Annotated in this window: 20 protein-coding genes, 2 pseudogenes and 1 riboswitch; of the genes and pseudogenes, 16 read left to right on the top strand and 6 right to left on the bottom strand. The window is 70.9% G+C overall.

Annotated features, from left to right (window positions below; translation table 11 throughout):
- Position 1: 1 nt before the first annotated feature.
- The 7 genes from ABZX75_RS24555 to ABZX75_RS24525 all read left to right on the top strand — a co-directional run bounded on the left by ABZX75_RS24555 (position 2) and on the right by ABZX75_RS24525 (position 7582).
- Positions 2-949, top strand: a complete 948-nt coding sequence (locus ABZX75_RS24555) for an ABC transporter permease (RefSeq protein WP_355414003.1) — start codon at positions 2-4, stop codon at positions 947-949.
- Positions 946-1764, top strand: a complete 819-nt coding sequence (locus ABZX75_RS24550) for an ABC transporter permease subunit (RefSeq protein ID WP_355414001.1) — start codon at positions 946-948, stop codon at positions 1762-1764. The genes ABZX75_RS24555 and ABZX75_RS24550 overlap by 4 nt, the downstream gene beginning before the upstream one ends.
- Positions 1761-3416 (top strand): ATP-binding cassette domain-containing protein, encoded by a 1656-nt coding sequence (locus ABZX75_RS24545; RefSeq protein WP_355413999.1) that lies wholly within the window; start codon positions 1761-1763, stop codon positions 3414-3416. The genes ABZX75_RS24550 and ABZX75_RS24545 overlap by 4 nt, the downstream gene beginning before the upstream one ends.
- Positions 3417-3485: 69 nt before the next feature.
- On the top strand, positions 3486-4253 hold the full coding sequence (locus tag ABZX75_RS24540) for a methyltransferase (protein ID WP_355413997.1): 768 nt from the start codon (positions 3486-3488) through the stop codon (positions 4251-4253).
- A gap of 16 nt (positions 4254-4269) precedes the next feature.
- On the top strand, positions 4270-5304 hold the full coding sequence (locus ABZX75_RS24535) for a pyridoxal-phosphate dependent enzyme (protein ID WP_355413995.1): 1035 nt from the start codon (positions 4270-4272) through the stop codon (positions 5302-5304).
- 179 nt (positions 5305-5483) lie between these two features.
- Positions 5484-6305 carry a DUF364 domain-containing protein gene (locus ABZX75_RS24530; RefSeq protein WP_355413993.1) on the top strand — a complete coding sequence of 274 codons (822 nt, stop codon included), beginning with the start codon at positions 5484-5486 and terminating at the stop codon, positions 6303-6305.
- Positions 6302-7582, top strand: a complete 1281-nt coding sequence (locus tag ABZX75_RS24525) for an MFS transporter (RefSeq protein ID WP_355413991.1) — start codon at positions 6302-6304, stop codon at positions 7580-7582. Before ABZX75_RS24530 ends, ABZX75_RS24525 begins: the two co-directional genes overlap by 4 nt.
- A 190-nt stretch (positions 7583-7772) precedes the next feature.
- Here the strand turns inward: ABZX75_RS24525 and ABZX75_RS24520 are convergent, their stop codons facing one another.
- Genes ABZX75_RS24520 through ABZX75_RS24510 form a run of 3 tightly spaced genes read right to left on the bottom strand, consistent with a single transcriptional unit; the run spans position 7773 to position 10615 of the window.
- The gene (locus ABZX75_RS24520; RefSeq protein WP_355413989.1) at positions 7773-8792 is read right to left on the bottom strand and encodes an ABC transporter substrate-binding protein; all 1020 of its coding nucleotides are present in this window, start codon (positions 8790-8792) and stop codon (positions 7773-7775) included.
- 9 nt (positions 8793-8801) lie between these two features.
- Positions 8802-9587 (bottom strand): ABC transporter ATP-binding protein, encoded by a 786-nt coding sequence (locus ABZX75_RS24515; protein ID WP_355413987.1) that lies wholly within the window; start codon positions 9585-9587, stop codon positions 8802-8804.
- Positions 9587-10615 carry an iron ABC transporter permease gene (locus ABZX75_RS24510; protein ID WP_355413985.1) on the bottom strand — a complete coding sequence of 343 codons (1029 nt, stop codon included), beginning with the start codon at positions 10613-10615 and terminating at the stop codon, positions 9587-9589. The genes ABZX75_RS24515 and ABZX75_RS24510 overlap by 1 nt, the downstream gene beginning before the upstream one ends.
- Before the next feature lie 183 nt (positions 10616-10798).
- Positions 10799-10956: riboswitch (cobalamin riboswitch) on the bottom strand.
- Positions 10957-11460: 504 nt separating this feature from the next.
- Here ABZX75_RS24510 and ABZX75_RS24505 point away from each other — a divergent pair.
- Positions 11461-11990 (top strand): annotated as a pseudogene (locus tag ABZX75_RS24505) (transposase); the annotation flags it as partial.
- Positions 11991-12113: 123 nt separating this feature from the next.
- On the opposite strand, the gene ABZX75_RS24500 reads toward ABZX75_RS24505, so the two are convergent.
- The gene (locus ABZX75_RS24500; RefSeq protein ID WP_355413983.1) at positions 12114-12329 is read right to left on the bottom strand and encodes a DUF6243 family protein; all 216 of its coding nucleotides are present in this window, start codon (positions 12327-12329) and stop codon (positions 12114-12116) included.
- A 685-nt stretch (positions 12330-13014) separates the two neighbouring features.
- On the opposite strand from ABZX75_RS24500, the gene ABZX75_RS24495 reads away from it, so the two are divergent.
- Positions 13015-13608, top strand: a complete 594-nt coding sequence (locus ABZX75_RS24495) for a hypothetical protein (protein WP_355413981.1) — start codon at positions 13015-13017, stop codon at positions 13606-13608.
- Positions 13609-14217: 609 nt separating this feature from the next.
- Here the strand turns inward: ABZX75_RS24495 and ABZX75_RS24490 are convergent.
- Positions 14218-14877: a helix-turn-helix domain-containing protein gene (locus ABZX75_RS24490; protein WP_355413979.1), complete on the bottom strand. Its 660-nt coding sequence runs from the start codon at positions 14875-14877 to the stop codon at positions 14218-14220.
- 177 nt (positions 14878-15054) lie between these two features.
- On the opposite strand from ABZX75_RS24490, the gene ABZX75_RS24485 reads away from it, so the two are divergent.
- Entirely contained in the window at positions 15055-16173 is a 1119-nt protein-coding gene (locus tag ABZX75_RS24485) for a serine hydrolase domain-containing protein (protein WP_355413977.1), read from the top strand.
- A gap of 382 nt (positions 16174-16555) precedes the next feature.
- Entirely contained in the window at positions 16556-17095 is a 540-nt protein-coding gene (locus ABZX75_RS24480) for a putative immunity protein (RefSeq protein ID WP_355413975.1), read from the top strand.
- 65 nt (positions 17096-17160) lie between these two features.
- Here ABZX75_RS24480 and ABZX75_RS24475 read toward each other — a convergent pair whose 3' ends face one another.
- A complete protein-coding gene (locus ABZX75_RS24475; protein ID WP_355413973.1) occupies positions 17161-17331 on the bottom strand; it encodes a hypothetical protein in 171 nt (56 codons plus the stop codon).
- 49 nt (positions 17332-17380) lie between these two features.
- Here ABZX75_RS24475 and ABZX75_RS24470 point away from each other — a divergent pair.
- The 5 genes and pseudogenes from ABZX75_RS24470 to ABZX75_RS24450 form a co-directional block, all read left to right on the top strand.
- A pseudogene (locus ABZX75_RS24470) lies at positions 17381-17712 on the top strand (DUF6009 family protein); the annotation flags it as partial.
- 230 nt (positions 17713-17942) lie between these two features.
- Positions 17943-18920, top strand: coding sequence for a helix-turn-helix domain-containing protein (locus ABZX75_RS24465; RefSeq protein ID WP_355413971.1), 978 nt, complete (start codon positions 17943-17945; stop codon positions 18918-18920).
- A gap of 92 nt (positions 18921-19012) precedes the next feature.
- Positions 19013-19768: an MBL fold metallo-hydrolase gene (locus ABZX75_RS24460; protein ID WP_355413969.1), complete on the top strand. Its 756-nt coding sequence runs from the start codon at positions 19013-19015 to the stop codon at positions 19766-19768.
- Between the two features lie 453 nt (positions 19769-20221).
- Positions 20222-20629 (top strand): YciI family protein, encoded by a 408-nt coding sequence (locus ABZX75_RS24455; protein ID WP_355413967.1) that lies wholly within the window; start codon positions 20222-20224, stop codon positions 20627-20629.
- A gap of 8 nt (positions 20630-20637) precedes the next feature.
- On the top strand, positions 20638-21783 hold the full coding sequence (locus ABZX75_RS24450; RefSeq protein ID WP_355414097.1) for a DUF6596 domain-containing protein: 1146 nt from the start codon (positions 20638-20640) through the stop codon (positions 21781-21783).
- The last annotated feature ends 221 nt before the right edge of the window (positions 21784-22004 follow it).

Below are 22004 nucleotides of genomic sequence, written 5' to 3'. Positions count from 1 at the left end.
GATGCGAGGGTACGCATCGCAACGCCTCGCCCTCGGAGCGGTACAACTCGCCCTGCTCACGGTGCTGGTGTTCCTGCTGACGTCGCTGCTGCCCGGAGACGCGGCCGACGTGCGCAACAACGAGGACGCCACACCCGAGCAGGTGGCGGCGCTGCGCGAGCAGCTCCGGCTGGACCGCCCGGCCCTGGAACGCTTCACGGACTGGGCGGGGGGCGTGCTCACCGGTGATCTCGGCACGTCGCTGGTCAGCGGCGGCCCGGTGCTGGACATCCTGGCCGAGTCGGCCGGCATCACGCTCGTGCTCGCCACGGTGACCCTCGCGGTGGTCGTCCCCCTCGCGGTGCTGCTCGGCATCGTGTCCGGGCTGCGCGAGGGCGGCCGCCTGGACCGTGCTGTCACTTCCGTGACGCTCGCGCTGAACGCCGTACCCGACTTCGTGCTGGCGCTGCTCCTCGTGGCCGGTCTGTCGCTGCGGCTCGGCTGGCTGCCCGCGACGTGGGTCGGGGTTGGCGCGGCCGACCTGCTCGGGCAGCCCGCGCTGCTGGTGCTGCCGGTCGCGGTGGTGGCGGCGCGAATGATCTGCCTGCTGTCCCGGCAGGTGCGGGCCGGCATGGTAACGGTCCTCAAGGCCGAGTACGTCACCCAGGCGCGGCGCCTCGGCGTGCCCCGCCGGGCCCTGCTGCTGCGGCACGTCCTGCCCAACGCGTCGGTGCCCGGCATCCAGGAACTGGCCCGCGTGGGCGACAACCTGGTCGGCGGCGTGCTGATCGTCGAGGCGGTCTTCGCGATCCCCGGCGTGGCGACCGCGCTCGTCAGGGCGGTCGAGGCGCGGGACGTGCCCACGGTGCAGGGCCTGGCCCTGGTGGTCGCCGCGGCGGCCCTGCTGTTCAGCCTGGCGGCCGATCTCGTCTGCCATCGACTCGTACCACGGACGGAGGTGCTCAGGTGAAGCGCGTGAACCTGCCGACGGCGCCGGTCGGCGTGGCGCTGCTCGTGCTGCCGCTGAGCATCGCCCTGCTGGGCCCTTGGTTCGCCGAGCCGGCCCGCCCCGGGGTGTTCGCCCCCTACGCGGCCGCCGGCGGCGAACACCCCCTCGGTACGGACGCGTTGGGGCGCGACGTACTGGCCCTGCTCCTGCACGGCGGGCGCAGCGCGCTCGGCATGGCGCTCGGCGCTGTCGCGGTCGCCTACCTGGTGGGTGGGGCCGTGGGACTGCTGGCCGCCTCCGCCCGCCGCCGCTGGGCCGACGAGCTGCTGATCCGCCCCCTCGACGTACTGCTCCCGCTGCCCACCCTGCTGGTGATCAGCGTGGTGGCGGTGGGATGGCGCGGCTCCCCCGTCGCCATCGCCCTCGCCGTCGCGGCCGTCAACGTCCCGCCGGTCGCGCGCCTGGTGCGGGCCGCCGCCCTGGACGCCGCGAGCGGCCCCGTCACCGAGGCGATGCGCGTGCAGGGCGAGTCCCGGTCCCGTATCCAACTGGACCACGTGGCCCGCTCGGTGCTGTCCCCCGTCGCCGCCGACATCGGCACCCGCATCACCCTCGCGGTCTTCCTCGTCGGCTCGGCGAACTTCCTCGGCCTCGGCCTGGACCCGACCGCGCCCGACTGGGCGGTGAGCATTGCCCGCAGCCGCGAGGCGCTGCTGCTCCAGCCGTGGGCCGTGATGGCGCCCGCCGCGATGCTCGTCATGTTCACCGTGGGGCTCAACCTGCTCGCCGACCGCCTGCTGGCCCGCTCCCGCCGTACGCAGGAGGCCGTGCGATGACTTCGCAGAAGATGACCCCGCAGAAGATGGCCCCGCAGAAGTTGACCTCGCAGCACTCGAAGAAGCCCCTCGTCACCGTGCGCGGGCTCACCGCGCGGGCCGGGAACACCGTGCTCCTCGACTCGGTTGACTTCGACCTGTACGAGGGCCGCGTCACCGCGCTCGTCGGCCCCTCCGGCAGCGGCAAGACCACGGCCGCCCTGGCGCTCCTCGGCGAGCGCGGCGCCGGGGTGCACCTCAGCGGGCGGGTGGAGGCCGGCTCCGTCACGGTCGTGGACGGGGACGGGATCACGCCGGCGGCAGCCACCGGGCTGCGCGGACGCCTGGTCGCGTACATGCCCCAGCATCCGGGCAGCGCCCTCAACCCGGCCCGCCGCACCGGCGCCGTCCTCGCCGAACTCGCCCGGCTGCACCACCCGGCCGGCCAGGCCCGGGCCCTGGCCGCCGAAGCGCTCCAGGCCGCGCAACTGCCCGCCGGGCGGGACACCGAGCGGCGCTTCCCGCACCAGTTCTCCGGCGGCCAGCGCCAGCGCGTCGCGCTCGCCCAGACCCTGGTGTGCCGGCCACGGGTGCTCGTGCTCGACGAGCCGAGCACCGGGCTCGACACGGTGACCCGGATGCGGCTGGCCGGGGAACTGGCCGCGCTCGCCCGCACCGGCCTGGCGATCCTGCTGCTCAGCCACGACCACGACCTCGTGCGCGCCCTCGCCGACCACGTGGTCGTGCTGCGCCGCGGACGGGTGACCGCACAGGGCAGCCCGGCCGACGCCCTGCCCGCCCGCCGCCGGGTGACCGCCGCACGGCACACGCCCAGCGCCCCGGACGACCGCCTCCCGGTACTCGACGTACAGAACCTCTCCGCCCACCTCCACAGCCGAGGCCGCGGCCCGGTCCTGCACGGGGTCGGCCTCCATCTGCCGGCCGGCGCCTGCGTCGGCGTGGCCGGCCTGTCCGGCAGCGGCAAGACCACCCTGGCGCGCTGCGTCGCCGGGCTCCACGAACGCCACCGCGGCACGGTGCTCCTGGACGGCGCCCCGCTGCCGGTGCTGCGCCGGCGCGACCCGGAGCAGAAGCGGCGGGTGCAGTACGTGTGGCAGGAAGTACGCAGCTCCTTCGACGAGCGGCGCCCGGTGGCCGAGCAGGTTGCCCGTACCGCCGTACGACTGCGGGGCCAGGACGCCGGGGAGGCGCGGCGCGAGGCCCTGGACCTGCTGGGCCGGCTCGGGCTGGGCGCGGACACCGTCGAGCGGCGGCCCGGCGGCCTGTCCGGCGGCGAACTGCAACGCGCGGCGCTCGCCCGCGCCGTACTCGCCGCCCCGGACGTACTGGTCTGCGACGAGATCACGACCGCCCTGGACGCCGACTCGACCGAAGCGGTCCTCACCGAACTCGCCAGGCTGCGTGCCCAACACGGCACGGCGCTGCTCTGGGTCAGTCACGACCTGGAGCTGCTCGCCGCCGTCGCCCACCACATCGTCGTCATCGACGGCGGTCACGTCGTCGAGGCCGGCACGCCCGAGCAGATCCTCCACGCTCCCCGGGCCACCCCCACCCGGCAGCTCGTACGCGCCATGGACCTCGGGACGGCGCTGACCACCACGGACCCGGCAGCCACCGATCTGGCCACCGTCACGTCCACGTCCGGCGCCTGACGCCACGTCACCCACCACGGTGACGACACCCACGGCTTCCACCTTCACATCCCCGACCACGGAGGACACATGAGCGACCCGACCGCAGCCGGCGCCGCCGCGTCACAGGACGACGCCTGGGCGCTGCTCGAATCGCTGCCCGACACGCTGCCCCGGGCCGAGATCCTCGCCATCAACAGCTCCAAGTCCGACATCCACGCCCAGCGCAGCTACACGTACAACGGCTGGACGTTCCAGCTGCCGCCCGGCGTCTTCAAGCCCGGCGACACCAGCCGCATCGTCCACGACCGGCTGCTGGACGGCACCATCCCGCTGGAGGGGCGGTCGTACGCGGCCATCGGCGCCGGGCTCGGCGTCGAGGCGGTGATCGCGGGCCTCAAGGGCGCCCGTGAGATCTACGCCGCCGACATCCACCCGGACAGCGTCGCCACGGCCGCCGCCCACTACGAGCTCATCGTCGGCGACCGCCCGGGCACGGTCTTCCGCCCGCTGGTCTCCAACCTCTTCGAGGAGTTCCCCGCCTCGGCCCGGCTGGACGTCATCACCTTCAACCCGCCGGCCGTGAGCACGAAGACCAGCCACGACCCGACGGTCGTCCGCAATGTCTGCGTGGGCATCGACATCGTGGCGCGCTTCTTCGACCAGATCGTCGACCGCGATCTGCTCGCTCCCGGCGGTGAGGTGCACCTGATCGTGTCCAACACCTCGGAGCTGAAGAACATCGTCAAGTACGCCATCAAGGCCGGGTTCTCACCGCGGATCACACACCGCCAGACCTGGGAGGGCGACAACTGCCAGGCCTACCTCTTCCTGCTGCGCCGCGACCACACCGCCTGACCCGAAGGAGAGCGACATGCACGAGCACATAGCGGAGGCGGTCAAGGAACCCGATGTGGTGACCGTTGCGCCCGGCGCGGTCTGTCTGCGCTTCGAGACGATGAAGCTCTACTCGGCGCTCGGCGCCGTACGCCACCTCCTGGACACCGGCCAGGTCGAACCCGGTGACACGCTCATCGACAGTTCCAGCGGCATCTACGCCCACGCGCTCGCCCTCGCCTGCCACCGCTACGGCCTGAAGTGCCACATCGTCGGCTCGACGACGGTGGACCGCACACTCCGCGTGCAGCTGGAGGTCCTGGGTGCCACGCTGGAACAGGTCCGCCCCTCCAAGAACCTGCGCCTGGACCAGAACCTGCGCGTGGAGCGGATCGGCGAACTGCTGCGCGAGAACCCCGGCTACCACTGGATGCGCCAATATCACGACTCCATCCACTACCTCGGTTACCGGGACGTCGCCGACCTGATCGGCAAGGAGGTCCCGGAAGGGCCGCTGGCCCTGGTGGGCGGAGTCGGTACCGGCGCGTCGACCGGCTCCATCGCCACGTATCTGCGCGAGGCGGGCCGTGACGTGGCGCTCGTCGGCGTCCAGCCGTTCGGCAGCGTCACCTTCGGCGCCGAGCACGTCTTGGACCCGGACATGATCATCGCGGGGATCGGCAGCTCCATCCCGTTCCAGAACGTCCGCCACGAGCTGTACGACCGGATCCACTGGGTGAACTTCGACTACGCCATGTCCGGCGCCGTCGAACTCCTGCGCACCAGCGGCATCTTCGCCGGACTGTCGGCCGGCGCGGCGTACCTGGCCACGCTCTGGGAGCGGGAGCGCGACGAGTCCAGGACGTACGTCTTCCTCGCCGCCGACACCGGTCACCGCTACGTCGACAGCGCCTACGCCCACCACGGCCAGGCACACGGCCTCGGCGCCATGCGCCCCCACGAGGTCACGCAGCAGCACGAGCTGCGGCACCCCTGGTCGACGATGGACTGGCCGCCCCGCGACAGCGCGCTGCTGCACGACGAACCCCTCCTGGTCCCCGGCGCGGTCTGAGCCCCACGCACGCTCCCCTGTACGTCCGTCCCCAGCTGGACCCGGCGCTGGACGCCCGGTGGGCCGACGAGCGGCTCACCGGGCCCGACCTTCCCTGAACCACCCCGTATCCACCACCCCGTATCCACCCCCCGTATCCACCCATGGCCCAGAAGCCATGACTCGAAGAAGGCACCCCCATGTCTCCTCTCCAGCCGCACTCCGTGCCCGATCTCCAGCAGGCCGTCCTCGACGGGGCTTACGGGCCCCCGCCCCAGGAGCTGACCGTCACCAGCGCGTTCTGGCTCCACCACACCACCCGGCTGGCCGGAAGCCAGGTCACCTACCGCAACAGCTACCTGCTGCTGCGGTCCGGCGACGCCTTCGGCGCCTGCTCCTTCGAGGCCGGCGAGCTCGCCCCCGACTTCTGCGCGGACGCCTCGGGCCACACCCTCGACCACCTCATCCGGCACGAGGCGGCGCCCGTACGCATCGCCGCCCTCGACGCCTACCTCGGTCGCGTCCAGCCGCACCGCAGCTCCCCCGCCGCCGAGTGCGTGACGCTGCCGACCGGCACGCCCGAGACCCGGGCCCAGGCCCGGGACGCGGCCGTCGCCGGACTGCTCGACATCCCCGCCGGCGCCAAGGTCGCGCTGATCGGCGTCGTCAACCCACTCGTCGCGGCGATACGCGAGCAGGGAGGCGTGCCGCTGCCCTGCGACTTCAACCTGCGCACCACCCAGTGGGGCGACCCCGTCACCGACGACATGGCCCAGGTGCTCGCCGAGGCCGACGCGGTGGTCGCCACGGGCATGACGCTCAGCAACGGCAGCTTCGACGTCATCGTCGACCACTGCCGCAAGCACGAGCTGCCGCTCGTCGTGTACGCCCAGAGCGGCAGCGCCGTCGCCCGCGCCTTCCTGGGCTCCGGCGTCACCGCGCTCTCCGCCGAGCCGTTCCCCTTCTCCCAGTTCAGCGCCGACGAGACCGCGCTGTACCGGTACCGGGCGGCAGGCTCATGAGCAGCGAGACGAAGAACCCGGCGGCGGAGCCGACGGCAAGTGCGGCGGCGGGCTCCGAAGCGGTCCCCAGCGATCTGCGGATGACCCGCACCCTGTGGCCGTTCATGCTCGCCTCGGCCGTAGGACTGGTGCCCTTCACCATCTTCAGCACCTTCCTCGTCCCCATCGCCGACGCGTCGGACAGCGGCGTTGCGGCCATGGGCCAGTTGCGCGGCCTCGGCGGCCTGGCCGCCCTGGCCGTGGGCACGGCTCTGGCTCCGCTGATCGACCGGGTACGCAAGGACTGGGCGGCCGCGGGCGGACTCGCCGTACTGGCCCTCTCGGCCGCCCTCGGCGCCACCGGCGAGTTCCTGCTGCTGGCGGCGTTCTGCCTGCTCGTCGGCGCGGGTACGGCCGTACTGAACCCGGCGCTCACGGCAGCGGCCGCCGACCGCTTCGACAACGACGCCGCCGCGGGCCGGGCGGCGACCCTCATCACCGCCACCCAGTCGCTCACCGCTCTCCTGGCCGCACCTCTGGTGGCGCTGCCGGCCGTACTGTGGGGCTGGCAGGGCGACTTGTGGGCCATCGCCGCCGTCGCCTCCGTACTCACGGTGCTCTTCCTCCTCCGGGGCCGCCGTGCCGAGCGCCCCGGGCACAGCATCGAGGAGGGCAAGGAGAAGGCGGCCCGCCCGGGCTATCTGGCGTCGTTCAAGCTGCTGGGGGCCCTCCCCGGAGTGGTGCCGCTGCTCTTCGTCGCCATGCTGCGGACAGCGGCGTTCATGGGGTACCTCGCCTACCTGGCGGCCTTCTACGACGAGCGCTTCGGCCTCGCCCCCGGACCCTTCGCCGTCGTCTGGACCCTGAGCGGCACCTCGTTCTTCTTCGGCAACCTCGTCGCCGGGCGACTGCTGAGCGCCGAGCGGCCGAAGGTGTCCAGTGAGCGGCTGATGACGCTGGCCCTGCTGGTGGCGCTGTCGGCCCTGGTGGGCGTCTTCTTCACCCACTCGCTGCTCCTCGCCCTGCCGCTGACCGCGCTCATCGGCGCCGGGCACGCGACGGTGGCCGCCTGCGTCACCACGCTGCTGGTACGACGCTGCGGCTCGCTGCGCGGCACGGCGCTGAGCCTCAACGCGGCCGGGATGAGTTTCGGTGTGTTCCTGGGTGCGGGCCTCGGCGGTGTCGGTCTCTCGCTCGGCGGATACCCGGGTACGGCCGCGGCGCTGGGCGGTCTGACCCTCGTCGCCCTCCTCTTCGCCCGGGCGGCCGCGCGGTCCGCCCGCGGAGCGGAGGGGTAAGGGAGTCGGAGTCCGTTGTGACGGGAGGGGCGAAGCCGGGCGAGCGCATGCCACGTCAGCGCGCTCGGTCGTCCGGGCGCTCGGTCGTCCGGGCGCTCGCCGAGGGCGCCGACTTCGCTGTGGCTCCCGGTCACGGAGCGGCCGATGGCCGGTGCCCGGGAAGGGCGCCAGCCATCGGCCCGGTGTGCTGTCACCGGATCAGATTCCGCAAATCGGCGGCGAGCGAAGCGATCGCCGCGGGGTTGCGTGGGCTCTCCACCAGCTCCGCGTAGTCAAGGACGACGATACGGTCGTGCTTGATCGCCGAGACGTCCGCGAGCGGTGGGTAGGACTTCAGGAACTTCTTCTTCTCCTCGGCGCCGGTGTCCCCGTAGTCGTTGATCACGATCACTTCGGGGTCCCGCTCGACGACGGTCTCCCAACCGACGGTGGTCCAGCTGTCCTTGAGGTCCTTCATGACGTGGTCGCCGCCCGCCTTGGTGATGATGTCGTGCGGCCCCGCGTACGCACCTGACGTGAAGGGCCTGTCGCGGCCGTCGTCGTAGAGGAAGACGCGGGGCCGGTCGGCTCCCTTCGGGGCCGTCGCCTCCGCTTCGGTCACCTCCTTCCGGAACTTCGCGATGAGGGCTTCGGCTCGGTCCTCGACGTCGAAGAGCTTCCCGAGATTCCGCAGGTCGGTGTAGAGCGCCTCGAGCGGCGGCATCACACCACGTGCCTTGTCCCTTCCGTTGCGGCAGGACTCGGTCAGCAGATACGAGCCGATACCGACCTTCTCCAGCTCTGCGGGGGTGAAGCCTTCCGCCTCGTTGAAGCCGTAGTTCCAGCCCGCGAACACCAGATCCGCGCGGGCGTCGAGGACCAGCTCCTTGTTGATCGTCTTCTTCGACAGCCACTTCGTCTTCTGATAGGCGTCCTTCCAGGGGACGGAGTCGAGATCGCCCTTGTCGTCGGGCATCACATAGCCCGCCATACGGTCCTCCAGGCCGAGCGCGAACATGATCTCGGTGATGCCGACGTCATTGGTGACCACGCGCTCCGGGGCCGCGCCATAGGTCTTCTTCTGACCGCAGTTCTCGATGGTCACGGGATAGTGGCCGCCTGCCTTGGCCTGACCGTCCCCGATGTCGCGGGAGGTGACCTCGGCGCCGCAGCCGGTGAGGGTCAGAGCAGCGGCGAGCGCGAGAGCGGCGGGGCGTACGAGCGAGGGCATGCGGGCTCCTTAAGGGGCGGGCTGAGCGGGCGGGAGTCGGTCGAAGAGCAGGTGCAGGGCCCCGGACTCGGGGTGCGGCACGCGGTGCGCCCGTACGCCGAAGACCTCGGCCAGCAGTTCGGTCGTGAGCACCTCGTACGGAGCGCCGGAGGCGACGATCCGGCCGTGCTCGATGACGTAGAGCAGGTCGCAGTGGACGGCGGCGAGGTTGAGGTCGTGGAGTGCGGTGAGTACGGTGAGCCGGCTGCCACGCACCAGGGACAGCACTTCCAACTGTTGTGCGACGTCGAGGTGGTTGGTGGGCTCGTCCAGTACGAGCACCTGCGGCTGCTGGGCCAGCGCGCGGGCAATCAGGACCCGCTGCTTCTCCCCGCCCGAGAGCGTGAGGAAGCCGCGGTCGGCCAGGTGTCCGGCCCCGACCCGCGCCAGCGCGGCCTCGCACGCCTGCCGGTCCCCGGCGGTGGTGCGGGCCGTCGCACTCTGGTGCGGCAGCCGTCCCATCGCCACGACCTCGGTGACCGTGAAGTCGAACTCGGCGACCGACTCCTGGGGAAGCGCGGCCAGCCGGCGCGCGCCTTCGCGCGCGCTCATCGCGTGCAGGTCCTCCCCGCCGAGCCGGACCGTACCGGCCGTGGGGCGCAACGCCCGGTAGATGCAGCGCAGCAGGCTGGACTTGCCGCTGCCGTTGGGTCCGACCAGCCCGACGAGCTGCCCGCCGCCCACCCGCAGGGTGACGTCCTCGACCAGCCGCGCGCCCGCGGTCTCGACCGTCAGTTCATCGATGTCGATCCGCATCACGCGCCTCCGAAGGTGTACGAGCGGCGGCTCATCAGCAGGACGAAGCACGGCACGCCGATGACCGCGGTCAGTACGCCCACCGGCAGTTCGGTCGGTGCCATCACGACGCGGGAGAGGATGTCCACCCAGATCATCAGGACCGCGCCCGCCAGCGGTGCGACGGCCAGCACCCGGCGGTGATCGGCGCCGACCAGCATGCGTACGCCGTGGGGAACCATCAGTCCTACGAAGCCGATCGCACCACTGACGGCCACCACGGCCCCGGTGACGGCCGCGCAGACCACGAAGAGCTCCTTGCGCAGCCGCCCCGCGTCCACGCCCAGCGCGGCCGCCGTCTCGTCGCCCATGGCGAGCGCGTTCAGCCGGCGCGCCGACAGCGTGAGATGAACGAGGCCGGCGAGCACGGCACCCGCGGCAATGGGCAGGGACGCCCAGTTGGCCCCGCCGAGACTGCCGAGCAGCCACATCATCGCGGAGCGGGCCGCCTCACCGCGCTCGGCCGCGAACACCATGAACGTGGTGACGGCCGAGAAGCCGTAGTACATCGCGCTGCCCGTGAGGACCAGCCGCATCGGGGTCAGACCACGAGCGGTGCGGGCGATCGCGTACACCAGCATCATGGCGAGGAGCGCGGAGAGGAACGCGGCGGTGGACAGCGCCCAGATACCGAGCGCGCCCAGCGCACCGAAGAGCATGACGGCATTGGCACCGACGGCCGCGCCCGAGGAGATGCCGAGGACGAACGGGTCGGCCAGCGCGTTGCGGACCATGGCCTGCACGGCGACGCCGATGGCCGAGAGCCCTGCGCCGACGACCGCGGCCAGCAGGGCTCGCGGGAAGCGCAGTTCCCACACGATGGTGTACGCCGACACCTCGTCGGGGGCTATCGATCCGCCCGTCAGCCCCGACCAGAGATGGCGCAGCACCTCGCCCCAGGAGAGTCCGGAGGCACCCATCCCCGCCCCGCAGGCGACGGAGAGCGCCAGCGCGGCGCACAGGGCGGCGAGAAGAGGTGGCAGTGGCACGCGCCTTGGCGGCGCCGGCACGGTGCCCGTTCGGGGAGCGTGCGGCGGCGCGGCGGTGCTGCTGTGTTCGACGGGTATGGCCACGGGCGGATCGCTTTCGCCTCGGGCCGTGCCACACGCCAAGGGAGCGGACCGCGACGCGGTGCGTCCGGCGCAGCACCCTCTCGCAGTCCACGGCGAGTTGTCAGGAGCCTTCACCGCCGCGGGTAATCGGGCTCACGGGGACGGACCTGCGTACAGGTTCGTCACTCCGCCTACCGTTGCGGGTCAGCGCCGGACTTCCACCGGACTTCCCCCGCGGGGCGTGTGCAGCTTAGCGCGCTGCTCGCACGGCGTTGTGATCGGCGGCGGTGTTGGCTCAGGAGTCGCCGGGGCACCGTCGGCCGGAGACGGCCTCGCCGGTGTTCGCGAAGAAGCCGGCAGCGGATGGAAGGCGCCACGAAGGCTGTCGCTGAGCGGCCGGGCAGCCCCGGTCCTTCCGGGCGCACGTGTCCTGCGACGACGTGCCCGACGAGCCGTTCACGTCGGCGGGCCGCTCCGGTCGTCCGGCCGCCGCACGTGCCGGTCGGTCAGCGGTGATCGCGCGCGGGGGACGCATGCTCAGCGCCTTCCCCCGCACCGTGGTCGACCGCGGCGACAGGGCCGCCATCCGACACGCGCGTGCGAAGTCGGCGCCCTGTTCGGGATCCCCGCCACTGCTCTCGCCGCCACGCCCGGACGTCGCGAGCCTCAGCCGCCGCACCCGCGGAGCCGGACGGCTTCGGGGATGTCGAGGACGCGGAGCATTCACGGGTGCCATGCCTCCGCTGTCAGCCGGTAGCGGTGCAAGTTGTGTAGCAGGGCGGGTGCTGATCCTGGACAGAACCCTGGTACCGACACGGGACCACAGCGTGGCGGAGCAGTCCGAGAACTACCGCTACTCCACCAACCATCAGGTCGTCATCGACGCCGACTCACGCCTTGTCGTCTCCGTTGGCCGGCCCGTGCCCGGGAACCGCAACGACTGCAAGGCATGGGAACTGTCCGGAGCCAAGGACCGGTCGGCAACACCACCGTGATCGCAGATGACGGCTACCGCGGCACCGGTCTGATCATCCCGCACCGCCGAGAACGCGGCCGGATCGAGCTGCCAGCCTGGCAGGAAGCCCACAGCGCCTCCCACCGCAAAGTCCGCGCCCGAGTCAAGCACACCTTCGCCCGCATGAAGACCTGGAAGATCCTCCGCGACTGCCGCCTCAAAGGCGACGGCGTCCACCACGCCATGCTTGGCATCGCACGACTGCACAATCTCGCCCTCGCCGGATGGACAAACGGGCGGATCAGCAACCGACCTCGCCCGCAACGGTTCGAAGATCAGTTACGGGACAACCCATAGAGAGCTGAACGGGACCGGCCGCGCCCGGTACGGCAGCAGAGCCCCCGTACGGCAGCAGGGCTCGGACCGCGCGTCGCGGTCCGAGCCCTGCCCCGTGCGGTGCCGCCCTGCGGCGGCGGGGCGTCAGCTCTGTGCGGTGTCGTCGCCCGCCTGCCCGGCGCCCTCAGCTGCGCCTGCCTTCTCGCGCATCTTGCGCGCCAGCTCCGCCTTCTGCTCGGCTGCACCCTGGCGGTCGAGGTTGCGGTGCGGACCGTTGTTCTGCCGTTCGGCACGGGACAGCCTCTTGCGCTGGCCGCCGCCCATGCCCACGGGGTTGTTGATGTTCTTGCTCACGGTCACGGATTCTCCCGGTAATGATGTGAAATGATCTACGGATTCATCGGTGGGGGACGGGTGGCGACGTCGAAGGACGTCAGCAGCGGCCCATCACGCTCTCACTCGTGAATCGGCGTCTGGAAGAACATGACAAAGACGTTACCCGGTTCCGTCGGCCCCGCACACCAACCTTTTCGCCGCCTCGGCGTCGGCCGGGCCTTCGGCGAGCGCCCGGGGTCAGCCGTTTCCTTCCGGGAATCTCAGCACCGCCAGCACCCGCCGGCGGTCACCGCCCGCCCGGGCCACGTCCAGATGGGCGTTACTGGGCCGCCGGTGGCGTTGTCAGTGGTCGCGAGGACACTGACGGCATGAGAGATCATCTCACTTGCGCCCCGCCGTTACGGGACAACCTTTAGCCGTCCGAGGAGACGCGCTGGGGGTGCTGGGTGGCCGTACCGGCTGGGTGGAGTCCGCGGGGCCGTGCGTCGAGCTGTCGTACGTGAGGCCCGTGCGCGAGCGGTACGACGTCCGCCGCTGGATCGGGTGACGGCCCGGTTCGAGGACGTTCCTCCGGTCCGTCCGTTTCACTGGTCGCCGGGCGGGCGTCATTTTCCGGGGTGGTATGGGGCCGCGACGACCGGCCGTGATTTCGAGTCGACTTGGGACGCTGCGTGAGAGACCCTGACGCGAACCGAACCGAGGAGACGGGTTGATCACGGACTACCAGCAGCGGCTACGGGAGCGCTACCTTGCCGCCCCCGTCATGTCAGCCCCGGCACCCTGGCAACCAGTCCTGGACCGCAGGATCGCCATCGGAGGCCTGCTCGGCATCGGTTTCGCAGTCCACCCGGACACCGGACACGACCTCGTCATGGTCGTATCCAGCGACGGACACGGACTGTTCGATGCGGTCACCGGCGACAAGATCGCACGCGATCGGGATCCCGATCCCGCCACCAGCACCCCCGACGCACACCCCGACCTCACCTGCCCCGGCCTCGGCCCAATCGCAGGCACCCCGGTCCGCATCGCCGGCCTCTTCGGCGGCGGTCTGCACAGCACCACACCGGACGGTTGGACGCTGGACATCGTCAGCCCCGAATGGCCCCACGACCGCGTCATCCTCTCCGCCGATGGCGGAGCACGCAGAGGACCAGCGGGAGGCACATGGTGGCACGTCTTCCACTCCGAGTACTCGGAACTGCGCGCTGCCGGTTTTTCCCCGTCCGGCCTCACCCTGGCTGTCGCCACCAGCAGCGACCTCACTCTCTGGACCCGCCCGGAGCTCCACATCGAGGGCTGAGCGGACGCCGGGACGTGAGGCGAAGGGAAGACAGAATGCACCGAGCAGACCTGGCCGGCATGCACGTCGAACCGCCCGGGCGTTCTCGGGCACATTGCCATCCAACCTAGTCCGCCCGGTCAGGCAGGGCTTCAAGGACTGACTTGAATGTCAAAGGACAGGCGCTTGTCCGATGACGGCGAAGTTGGACCGATTGCCATTGAAGTCGGACCACCGGGTCCTATGCCCCGACCGGTGGGATCCTGCCGCTCGTTCTCACGTCCGCGTGGCAGTTCGTAAGCCGGTTGTCGTCTCACCGAACCCAGTCGTCGCCTGCGGCATTGGTGCCCGTGTCTGGCGTCATTCCTGAGGCTTGAGGGCAATGCCAGGCTCCGGAGCGCCGCGGCGATCCGGCGCTGCTCCCGCAGCGGAGGCAGCCGCACCTCCATACCGCCGAGCGACGCGGCGCTGATCGACGATGCCGCGGTGGCTGCCGAACGGTCCTCGACCCCGGCGATCACCTCCGGGCGGCTCTGCCACGCGAGCAGGTAGCCCGGATCTCCGGGTTCATTGGGCGCCCGCCGCGCCTGTCGCCATTCGATCCTTTGCCGACACTCCCGAGCCGGTCGGCTAGCTCGGGCAGATTGCGGCCTCGATGTGGGCGAGGTGGGCGGCGAGGATCTCTTCGAACGCGGCGCGGCGATCCGCCCCGAGGGGACGGACGTCGCGGGCGAAGTGGGCCAGGGTCGGGAAGCGTTCGGGGTCGGCGCCCAGAACCGCCACGCGGAACAGCTCCATGCCCTGTTCGTACTCTCCGGGGGTGACGGTGCTGACCCCGGCCTCGGAGGCGATCAACGCGGCGATGAGGACCGCGATCCGGTGGTAGCGCGCCGGGATCTCCTCGTCGGGCAGTCCCGACGCGCGCAGGGCCTGCAGCACCTCTTCCATGACCAGTCGGGAACCGGTGCCGCTTGATGCGTAGCGTCCCCACACCGCGGCGAGCTGGGGCTGCTGTCCGAAGGCCTCTCTCACGCGCAGGGCCAGGGACGTAATGCGCTGCTTCCAGTCACCCTCGGGGCAGTAGCCGTCCATCGCGGCCAGGAGGATCCGGTCGGCGACCGCGCGCAGCAGTTCGGTCTTACTGCGGAAGTGCCGGTAGAGGCTGGAGGAATCGGTCCCGAGGGCCGCAGCCAGCTTGCGCACGCTGAACGAATCCGCGTCGCTCGTGCGCAGCAGTTCCGCCGCGGAGTCCAGGATCTCTTCGGTTGACCAACGCCTTCGGCCTGCCATCTTGCTCCTCTCGCCGGATCTCTATCCTACCTATGCACTTGGTGTTGCACGCACCGCGTGCATAATGAGGACATGAGCATGCCGGGGGATCCGGCATGCCACTCGTGCCCTGTTATCCGGGTCAGGCGATCGATGCGTATGCGGAGCTCACCCGGCGAACACGAAAGGACGCATGACGTGAAGAACCCACTGGATTCCGCGGCACTGAACGCTGCGATCGAAAACGTCCACCACGCCGGGATGCCGGGCCTGTTCGCCGAGGTGCGAGACGGCGACCAGGTCTGGCACGGCGCCGCCGGGGTCGCCGATGTCGTCACCGGCCGTCCCGTCACCGCCGACATGCGGCACCGCGTCGGCAGCATCACCAAGACCTTCACCGCCGCAGCGGTCCTGCAGCAGGTCGAGAGCGGTCAAATCGGTCTCGACACACCGATCGGCCGGTACCTTCCGAAGCTGGTTCCCGGAGAACGCGGTGACGCGATCACGGTCCGGATGCTGATCAACCACACCAGCGGCCTCGCCGAGTACCTCCCGTACGCCTACCCCTCCCTCAAGGCGTACCCCGCCCTCGCGGACACCGGACCCCAGAGCCTGGACGACCACCGGCTCACGCGGTTCGACCCCGCTGAACTGATCGAGATGGGGGTCACCGCACCTGCCGTCGGCGCCCCGGGCGGCACTCCGGGGGTGTACTCCAACACCAACTACCTGCTCCTCGTCCAACTCCTGGAGCAGGTGACCGGCACTACGGCCGAGCGATACATCACCCGGAACGTCATCGAACGCGCCGGGCTCCGGGACACCGAACTCCCCGCCGGACCCTACGTCAAAGGGCCGCACTCGCAGCTCTACGAGGCGTGGTTCGGCATGATCGACCCGCCGCGCGACTACAGCGTCTACGACATGTCATGGGTAGGGCCGTCGGCCTCGCTGATATCGACCGTCACGGACCTCAACCGCTTCTTCGGCATGCTGCTGGCCGGGGAGATCGTCAGTCCGTCGTCGCTGGCGCAGATGCAACGCACCGTCCCGGTCGTCTCCCAAGAGGGAAAGACGATCGATTACGGCCTCGGCCTGCACCCGATGGATGGTCCTGGTCAGGGCACCTTCTGGGGCCATGGCGGCACGGTCTGGGGTGGTGGAGCACTAGCCATGACCCGTGCCGACGGCAAGCGGCAAATGACGGTCGCGGTGAACATGCAGAGGTGGAACAGGCTCGACTCCTCCGGCAAGCCGCAGCCCCATCCCATCGACGACGCGCTTGCGACTCTGTACCGCGTGGCGATGTACGGCTGACCGGGCAGGAGGTCGGTGACCCCAGTGACTGACCGAGACCGTGGGCGAGGGGTTGGCGCACCGTTCAGTCTGTACCTGCCCGCAGCGTCCGGATCCCCCTGCTCGCGGCCAACTATCAGCGCCCTGGAGGCCGCCTGCTGAACCCGTTGGCTGCTCTCATTCCTCTTCGTCCGCGTCGAGACCGCCCGCACCCGGGTTGCGCAGCGGGCGCAGGCCGCTGTCGACCGGGGGGGGTGCCCCTATCTCTTTGGTCAAGTATCTCTTTGGTCAAGGTGGTGGGTTCGGTGCCGGGCGGGGGGGCCGCCCGGCACTGTGGCTGTCATGAGTGTTGAAGCTCCTCTGACATCGCCGTCGGCCATCGCGTCGATGGGAGAATCGGGTCATGACGACTAGAGCCGGTGATTTCGAGCTGACCATGGAAGAGCTGCGCGTCGTAGCGCGCTACGTGGTGGAGAGTGCTCAGGAAGTCCTTCCGGTGTTCGAGGAGGCTGTTCCCGGTGATCCTCGGCCCCGCGCAGCCGTTGACGCTGCCTGGGAGTTCGTGAACGGCGCGAGGAGGACCAAGTTTCAGCGCGTCACCGCGTTGGACGCGCACCGGGCTGCGAAGGAAGCACCCACCGAAACCACACGCCTTGCTGCGCGCGCTGCCGGCGACGCCGCGGCTGCCGCGTACCTGCACCCCATTGCGAAGGCTACCCAGGTAGGTCACATCCTGCGCGGGGCTGCATGTGCAGCACGCGTGGCGGAGTTGAGTGCAGGTGACGATCCCGAGGTCGGAGACAAGCTCATTGAGCGGGCTCGGCGGCGCGCCACGCCGGCCTTGATCGATGTTCTTGGCCGGTATCCGCTCGCGCCAACAGGCAGGGGCCGCGTGGCCCACCTCATGAGCACCTTGGACGCTTCCCTGCGCGCATCGCGCTGAAGAATCCCTCTTGGGATGTCACCGATGCTCGTGATCACCCGGAATTGCTCGGACAGTGCTCATGGTCAGCCGACGGCGCTCACGAAACTGCGGACCCTACATCCCTGCCGTGTCACGGGCGTGCGCGGCAACAGGGTGCGCAGCAGTTGGGCGGTCTCTGCCTCCATGTCCACACCCCCGCCCAGTCCCTCGTTGATGCGGGCCAGCCGGGCCGCGGCTTCGCGGAGGGCGTCCACGTCTCCGGCCCCGTGGTGGGCGAGGAAGACCTGACGGTGCAGCAGCTCCCTCGACTACGCACGCCAGAGCCTGGACCGCCTGCCCACCCGCCGCGGGAAGCCCGCCTACCACCGCGACGGCCGGATGGTCGGGTACGCGGTCCTGGGCCCGAGGCACGCTCCTCCCGCGCTTCGGGAACTTTCCTGCGACGCGTCGTCTGGCTTCTCCCACACGACCGTGACGGGCAGCCTGGCGGGCTGTACGCCTCGGGCGCCCCGTCGGAGGCGGTCGATCCACGGACGATCGCTCCCCGGGTGAAGGGCTACAAGACCCAGCGCTCCGGGGGCGGGCCGCCGTCCGACGCCATGCGCGAGATGGGGATAACACTGCCGAAGGTCTGAGGCGGCCGGCGGCCGGCGGGCGGCGGCCGGCGGGCGCAGCGACTGAGGCGATCGCGCGCCGGAGTCTGCGAGAGGTTCTGGAGCTGCCCAGTGTGCCTCCGCAGGCCTGGGGCAGCGGGTCGAGGTCGCGCGGCGTAGGGACGTTCAGCATGAACTCTTCCCGGCACGATGGCCGAATCCGACAGAACCTCGTCATTGCGGCCACAGCAGCGGGGCGAAATGATCAGCACATGCCCGCACCGCACAAAGTCGTCATCGTCGCCTTCACCGGGGTCGAGCTGCTCGACGTCACCGGCCCGGCCGAGGTGTTCTCGGTCGCCACTCGAGTGGCCGGCACCGACCGTCCCGGCTATCTCGTCCAGATCGCGACAGCCGACAGGCGGGCGGTGGCCACCTCCAGCGGCGTCCGGCTGATGGCCGACCTGGCCCTGGACGAGGTGCCCAGCCGCGTTGACACCCTGCTCGTTGCGGGCGCGGTCAATCTGGTCGGCGACGGCGTGGTCCCGGTGATCGACAGTGCGGTCACCGACTGGCTGCGTGAAGCGGGGCCCCAGGCGCGCAGGATCGGGTCAATCTGCGCGGGAGCTCATCTGCTGGCCGCGGCGGGCCTGCTGGACGGCCTGTCCGCCACGACCCACTGGCTCACCGCCGCACGGCTGGCCGCCGACCATCCGCGGGTCACCGTCGATCCGGACCCGATCTTCATCCGGTCCGGGAGCGTGTGGACCTGCGCCGGTGTCACCTCGGGGATGGACATGGCGCTGGCGATGGTCGCCGAGGATCACGGCCAGGCCCTCGCCCTGGCCACCGCCCGGATGATGGTCATGTATGTCAAGCGGTCCGGCGGGCAGAGCCAATTCAGCGTTCCGCTCTCCGCTCCGGCCACGTCGGGCGACCGGATCGATGACCTGCGGGTGTGGATCGCCGACCACCTCAGCGAGGACCTCTCCGCCGAAGCCCTGGCCGCGCGGTTGCACCTGAGCGTGCGCCACTTCTCCCGGCTGTTCCGCCTGCGCACCGCCGGCACGCCGGCCGCCTACGTGGAAGCCGCCCGCCTCGAAGCCGCCCGCCGGCTGCTGGAGGAGAGCGACCGGAGCCTGCCGGAGATCGCCGCGGCCAGCGGCCTCGGCTCGGTGGAGACCTTGCACCGCTCCTTCCAGCGCCGGCTGGGGACCACTCCCGCCGAATACCGGCGCCGATTCCGGTAGCCCCGCTACGCCCGCACCATCCGTCGGCAGCCCGACGGGTCCCCAGCATGCCCGCACACGCAGCAGCCGCTACTCATTTCATGGAGGACGCCATGTCCCGCACGAAGGTCATCCCCATCCCGGTCATGGGCCGAACGGCCATCAACGCCTACCTGCTCCTGGGCCGACGGCCTGTGATCGTCGACGCCGGGACACCCGGCAGCGGCCAGAAGATCTACGCCCGGATCACCGAGCACGGAGTGGACCCCCGCGACGTCTCCCTGATCGTCATCACCCACGGGCACATCGACCACTTCGGCTCCGCCGCCGAACTGCACCGCCTCACCGGCGCGCCCGTCGCCGGCCACGTCGCCGACCTCGGGCCCTACCGCACCGGTCGGGTCCGCGAACCGTACCTGCCCACCGGCCCGATGGGCCGCCTCATGGACAGGAGCAAAGACCTGCACGCCCAGGCTGAACCCCTCGAACCCGATGTCCTGATCCGCGGCGAGACTCCCCTGGAGGACTTCGGGATCGCAGCCCGCATCCTGCCCACCCCCGGACACACCGCCGGATCGATCTCCGTCCTCACCGACGACGGAGACCTCGTCGCCGGCGACCTGGTGGCCAACTCCTTTATGGGACTCATCCCGGGCAAGCCGGCCAATCCACCATTCCATGACGACCCGCAGCGCAACCTCACCAGCCTTCGCGAAATGCTCGCCCTCAACCCCACCAGACTCCACGTCGGCCACGGCGCCCCACTGGAACCCGACCGCGTCCGACGCTGGGCCGCCCGAGAACTCGACCGCCTGTCCCGACTCGAAGCAGCCGGCCGAATCCCCACCCGGGCCGAGGACACGGCCTGATCAACCGCTCCCAAGAGTGCGGATGCGTCCCGACAACGAGGAGAAAGGTAGCGGCAGCGGATGCCCCGACCTCGGCAGCCATGCCACCGCCGTCACCGTCACCGTCACTCACGAGGTCGGTGGTGGTGCCAGCCGTGACAGCGGCGCACGGGACGCCGTCGACAGCCCCCGCCAGGGTCCTGGCAACAGTCCCGGGCGCGGGTGGCCACTGAGGCCGCCGTTTCTCTCCTGGTTCGCTGGGGTGGGCGTCTGGCTCGCGCCTTGTTTGGTCGGTGCCGATCTTCGAAGCTCAAGCCCTCGCGCCACGCTGTGGACCCGGACACCGCGAGACGGCTCACCCAGGCTCATCCACGAAAGCCCAAAAAATCGGACGGCGATGTCGAGAACCTGTGGCTGGCTCCGTCCCCGCAACGAACGCGACCACAATGGGTCGCACGAGCGAGGAGAAACACGATGGCCAAGTACTTGCTGCTCAAGCACTACCGCGGCGCCCCGGCTTCGGTCAACGACGTGCCGATGGACCAGTGGACGCCGGAGGAGATCTCGGCGCACGTGCAGTACATGAACGACTTCGCGGCCCGGCTCGAGAAGACCGGCGAGTTCGTCGACGGTCAGGCGCTCGCCCCCGAGGGCACGTTCGTGCGGTACGACGGTGAAGGGCGCCCGCCGGTCACCGACGGCCCGTTCGCCGAGACCAAGGACCTCATCGCCGGCTGGATGGTGATCGACGTCGACAGCTACGAGCGCGCCATCGAGCTGGCCGGGGAACTGTCGGCCGCCCCTGGGGCGGGCGGGAAGCCGATCCACGAGTGGCTCGAGGTGCGCCCGTTCCTCGCCGCGCCGCCCACCATCACGGAGTGACCTCATCAATGGACGAGGCCCTGCTCCGCAGCCTCACGCCGAGCGTGCTCGCCATCCTCGTCCGCCGCGGAGCCGACTTCGCGGCGGCCGAGGACGCCGTGCAAGACGCGCTCGTCGAGGCGGTCCGCGTCTGGCCGGCCGACTTGCCACGGGACCCGAAGGGCTGGCTGGTCACCGTGGCCTGGCGCAAGTTCCTCGACGCGATGCGGGCGGATGCCGCCCGCCGCCGGCGTGAGGCCCGCCTCGACGAGGAGCCGACGCCCGGGCCCGCGCCCGCGGTGGACGACACGCTCCAGCTCTACTTCCTGTGCGCCCACCCGTCGCTGACGCCGTCGTCCGCAGTCGCGCTCACGCTGCGCGCCGTCGGCGGGCTGACCACCCGCCAGATCGCCCAGGCCTACCTGGTGCCCGAGGCGACCATGGCGCAGCGCATCAGCCGGGCCAAGCGCACGGTCTCGGGCGTGCGGTTCGACCAGCCCGGCGACGTCGCCACCGTGCTGCGCGTCCTCTACCTGGTCTTCAACGAGGGCTACTCCGGCGATGTCGACCTCGCCGCCGAGGCCATCCGGCTCACTCGGCGGCTCGCGGCCCAGGTCGACCACCCCGAGGTGGCGGGGCTGCTCGCCCTCATGCTGCTCCACCACGCCCGGCGGGCCGCCCGGACCGCGCCCGACGGCAGCCTGGTGCCGCTCGCCGAGCAGGACCGCACCACGTGGGACAGCAGGGCGATCGCCGAGGGCGTCGCGATCCTCCAGGCGGCCCTCGCGCGCGACCGGCTGGGCGAGTTCCAGGCCCAGGCCGCCATCGCAGCCCTCCACGCCGACGCGCCCACCGCCGAGGAGACCGACTGGGTGCAGATCGTCGAGTGGTACGACGAGCTCACGCGCCTGACCGACAACCCCGTCGTCCGGCTCAACCGCGCAGTGGCCGTCGGCGAGGCCGACGGACCGCGCGCCGGCCTGGCGGCACTCGCAGCGCTGGACGCCTCACTGCCCCGCCACGCCGCGGTGGCGGCGTACCTCCACGAGCGCGACGGCGACCTGGCGACGGCGGCACGGCTGTACGCCGAGGCGGCCCACAAGGCACCCAACCTCGCCGAGCGCGACCACCTGACACGCCAGGCCGCCCGGCTCAACGCCCGCCGATGTCGCTGACAGGTCGCGCTCGGATTTTCCCGCAGCACTGGGCGCGCCCCCGTGGCCAGAGCGGTCGCCTCACAGTGAGTACGGGGGTCAAGACCAGTGGCCAGACCCGACGCCACTCGCGCCCAGGTTCGGGTTTCGAGGGGGCCGGGGGCGCGGCGGAGTGCGTCTCCGCAACCGCCGTTAGCCCCGGCTGTGGCCCTCGCCCTGTTCGGCGGGGGGGGGCGTGCCCC

The organism is Streptomyces sp. NPDC003038 (assembly GCF_040611115.1).
Taxonomy (GTDB): Bacteria; Actinomycetota; Actinomycetes; order Streptomycetales; family Streptomycetaceae; genus Streptomyces.
The sequence above is the reverse complement of the archived record's forward strand: the minus strand, read 5'-3'. Positions and strand labels throughout refer to the sequence as shown.

What these genes read in the sequence shown, in the direction of transcription:
- ABZX75_RS24555 (WP_355414003.1), top strand. Translation starts at nt 2, where the DNA reads ATGCGAGGGTACGCATCGCAACGCCTCGCCCTCGGAGCGGTACAACTC.
- ABZX75_RS24460 (WP_355413969.1), top strand. Translation starts at nt 19,013, where the DNA reads ATGTCCCGCACGAAGGTCATCCCCATCCCGGTCATGGGCCGAACGGCC.
- ABZX75_RS24525 (WP_355413991.1), top strand. Translation starts at nt 6,302, where the DNA reads ATGAGCAGCGAGACGAAGAACCCGGCGGCGGAGCCGACGGCAAGTGCG.
- ABZX75_RS24530 (WP_355413993.1), top strand. Translation starts at nt 5,484, where the DNA reads ATGTCTCCTCTCCAGCCGCACTCCGTGCCCGATCTCCAGCAGGCCGTC.
- ABZX75_RS24515 (WP_355413987.1), bottom strand. Translation starts at nt 9,587, where the DNA reads ATGCGGATCGACATCGATGAACTGACGGTCGAGACCGCGGGCGCGCGG.
- ABZX75_RS24490 (WP_355413979.1), bottom strand. Translation starts at nt 14,877, where the DNA reads ATGGCAGGCCGAAGGCGTTGGTCAACCGAAGAGATCCTGGACTCCGCG.
- ABZX75_RS24535 (WP_355413995.1), top strand. Translation starts at nt 4,270, where the DNA reads ATGCACGAGCACATAGCGGAGGCGGTCAAGGAACCCGATGTGGTGACC.
- ABZX75_RS24450 (WP_355414097.1), top strand. Translation starts at nt 20,638, where the DNA reads ATGGACGAGGCCCTGCTCCGCAGCCTCACGCCGAGCGTGCTCGCCATC.
- ABZX75_RS24465 (WP_355413971.1), top strand. Translation starts at nt 17,943, where the DNA reads ATGCCCGCACCGCACAAAGTCGTCATCGTCGCCTTCACCGGGGTCGAG.
- ABZX75_RS24540 (WP_355413997.1), top strand. Translation starts at nt 3,486, where the DNA reads ATGAGCGACCCGACCGCAGCCGGCGCCGCCGCGTCACAGGACGACGCC.
- ABZX75_RS24545 (WP_355413999.1), top strand. Translation starts at nt 1,761, where the DNA reads ATGACTTCGCAGAAGATGACCCCGCAGAAGATGGCCCCGCAGAAGTTG.
- ABZX75_RS24520 (WP_355413989.1), bottom strand. Translation starts at nt 8,792, where the DNA reads ATGCCCTCGCTCGTACGCCCCGCCGCTCTCGCGCTCGCCGCTGCTCTG.
- ABZX75_RS24455 (WP_355413967.1), top strand. Translation starts at nt 20,222, where the DNA reads ATGGCCAAGTACTTGCTGCTCAAGCACTACCGCGGCGCCCCGGCTTCG.
- ABZX75_RS24480 (WP_355413975.1), top strand. Translation starts at nt 16,556, where the DNA reads ATGACGACTAGAGCCGGTGATTTCGAGCTGACCATGGAAGAGCTGCGC.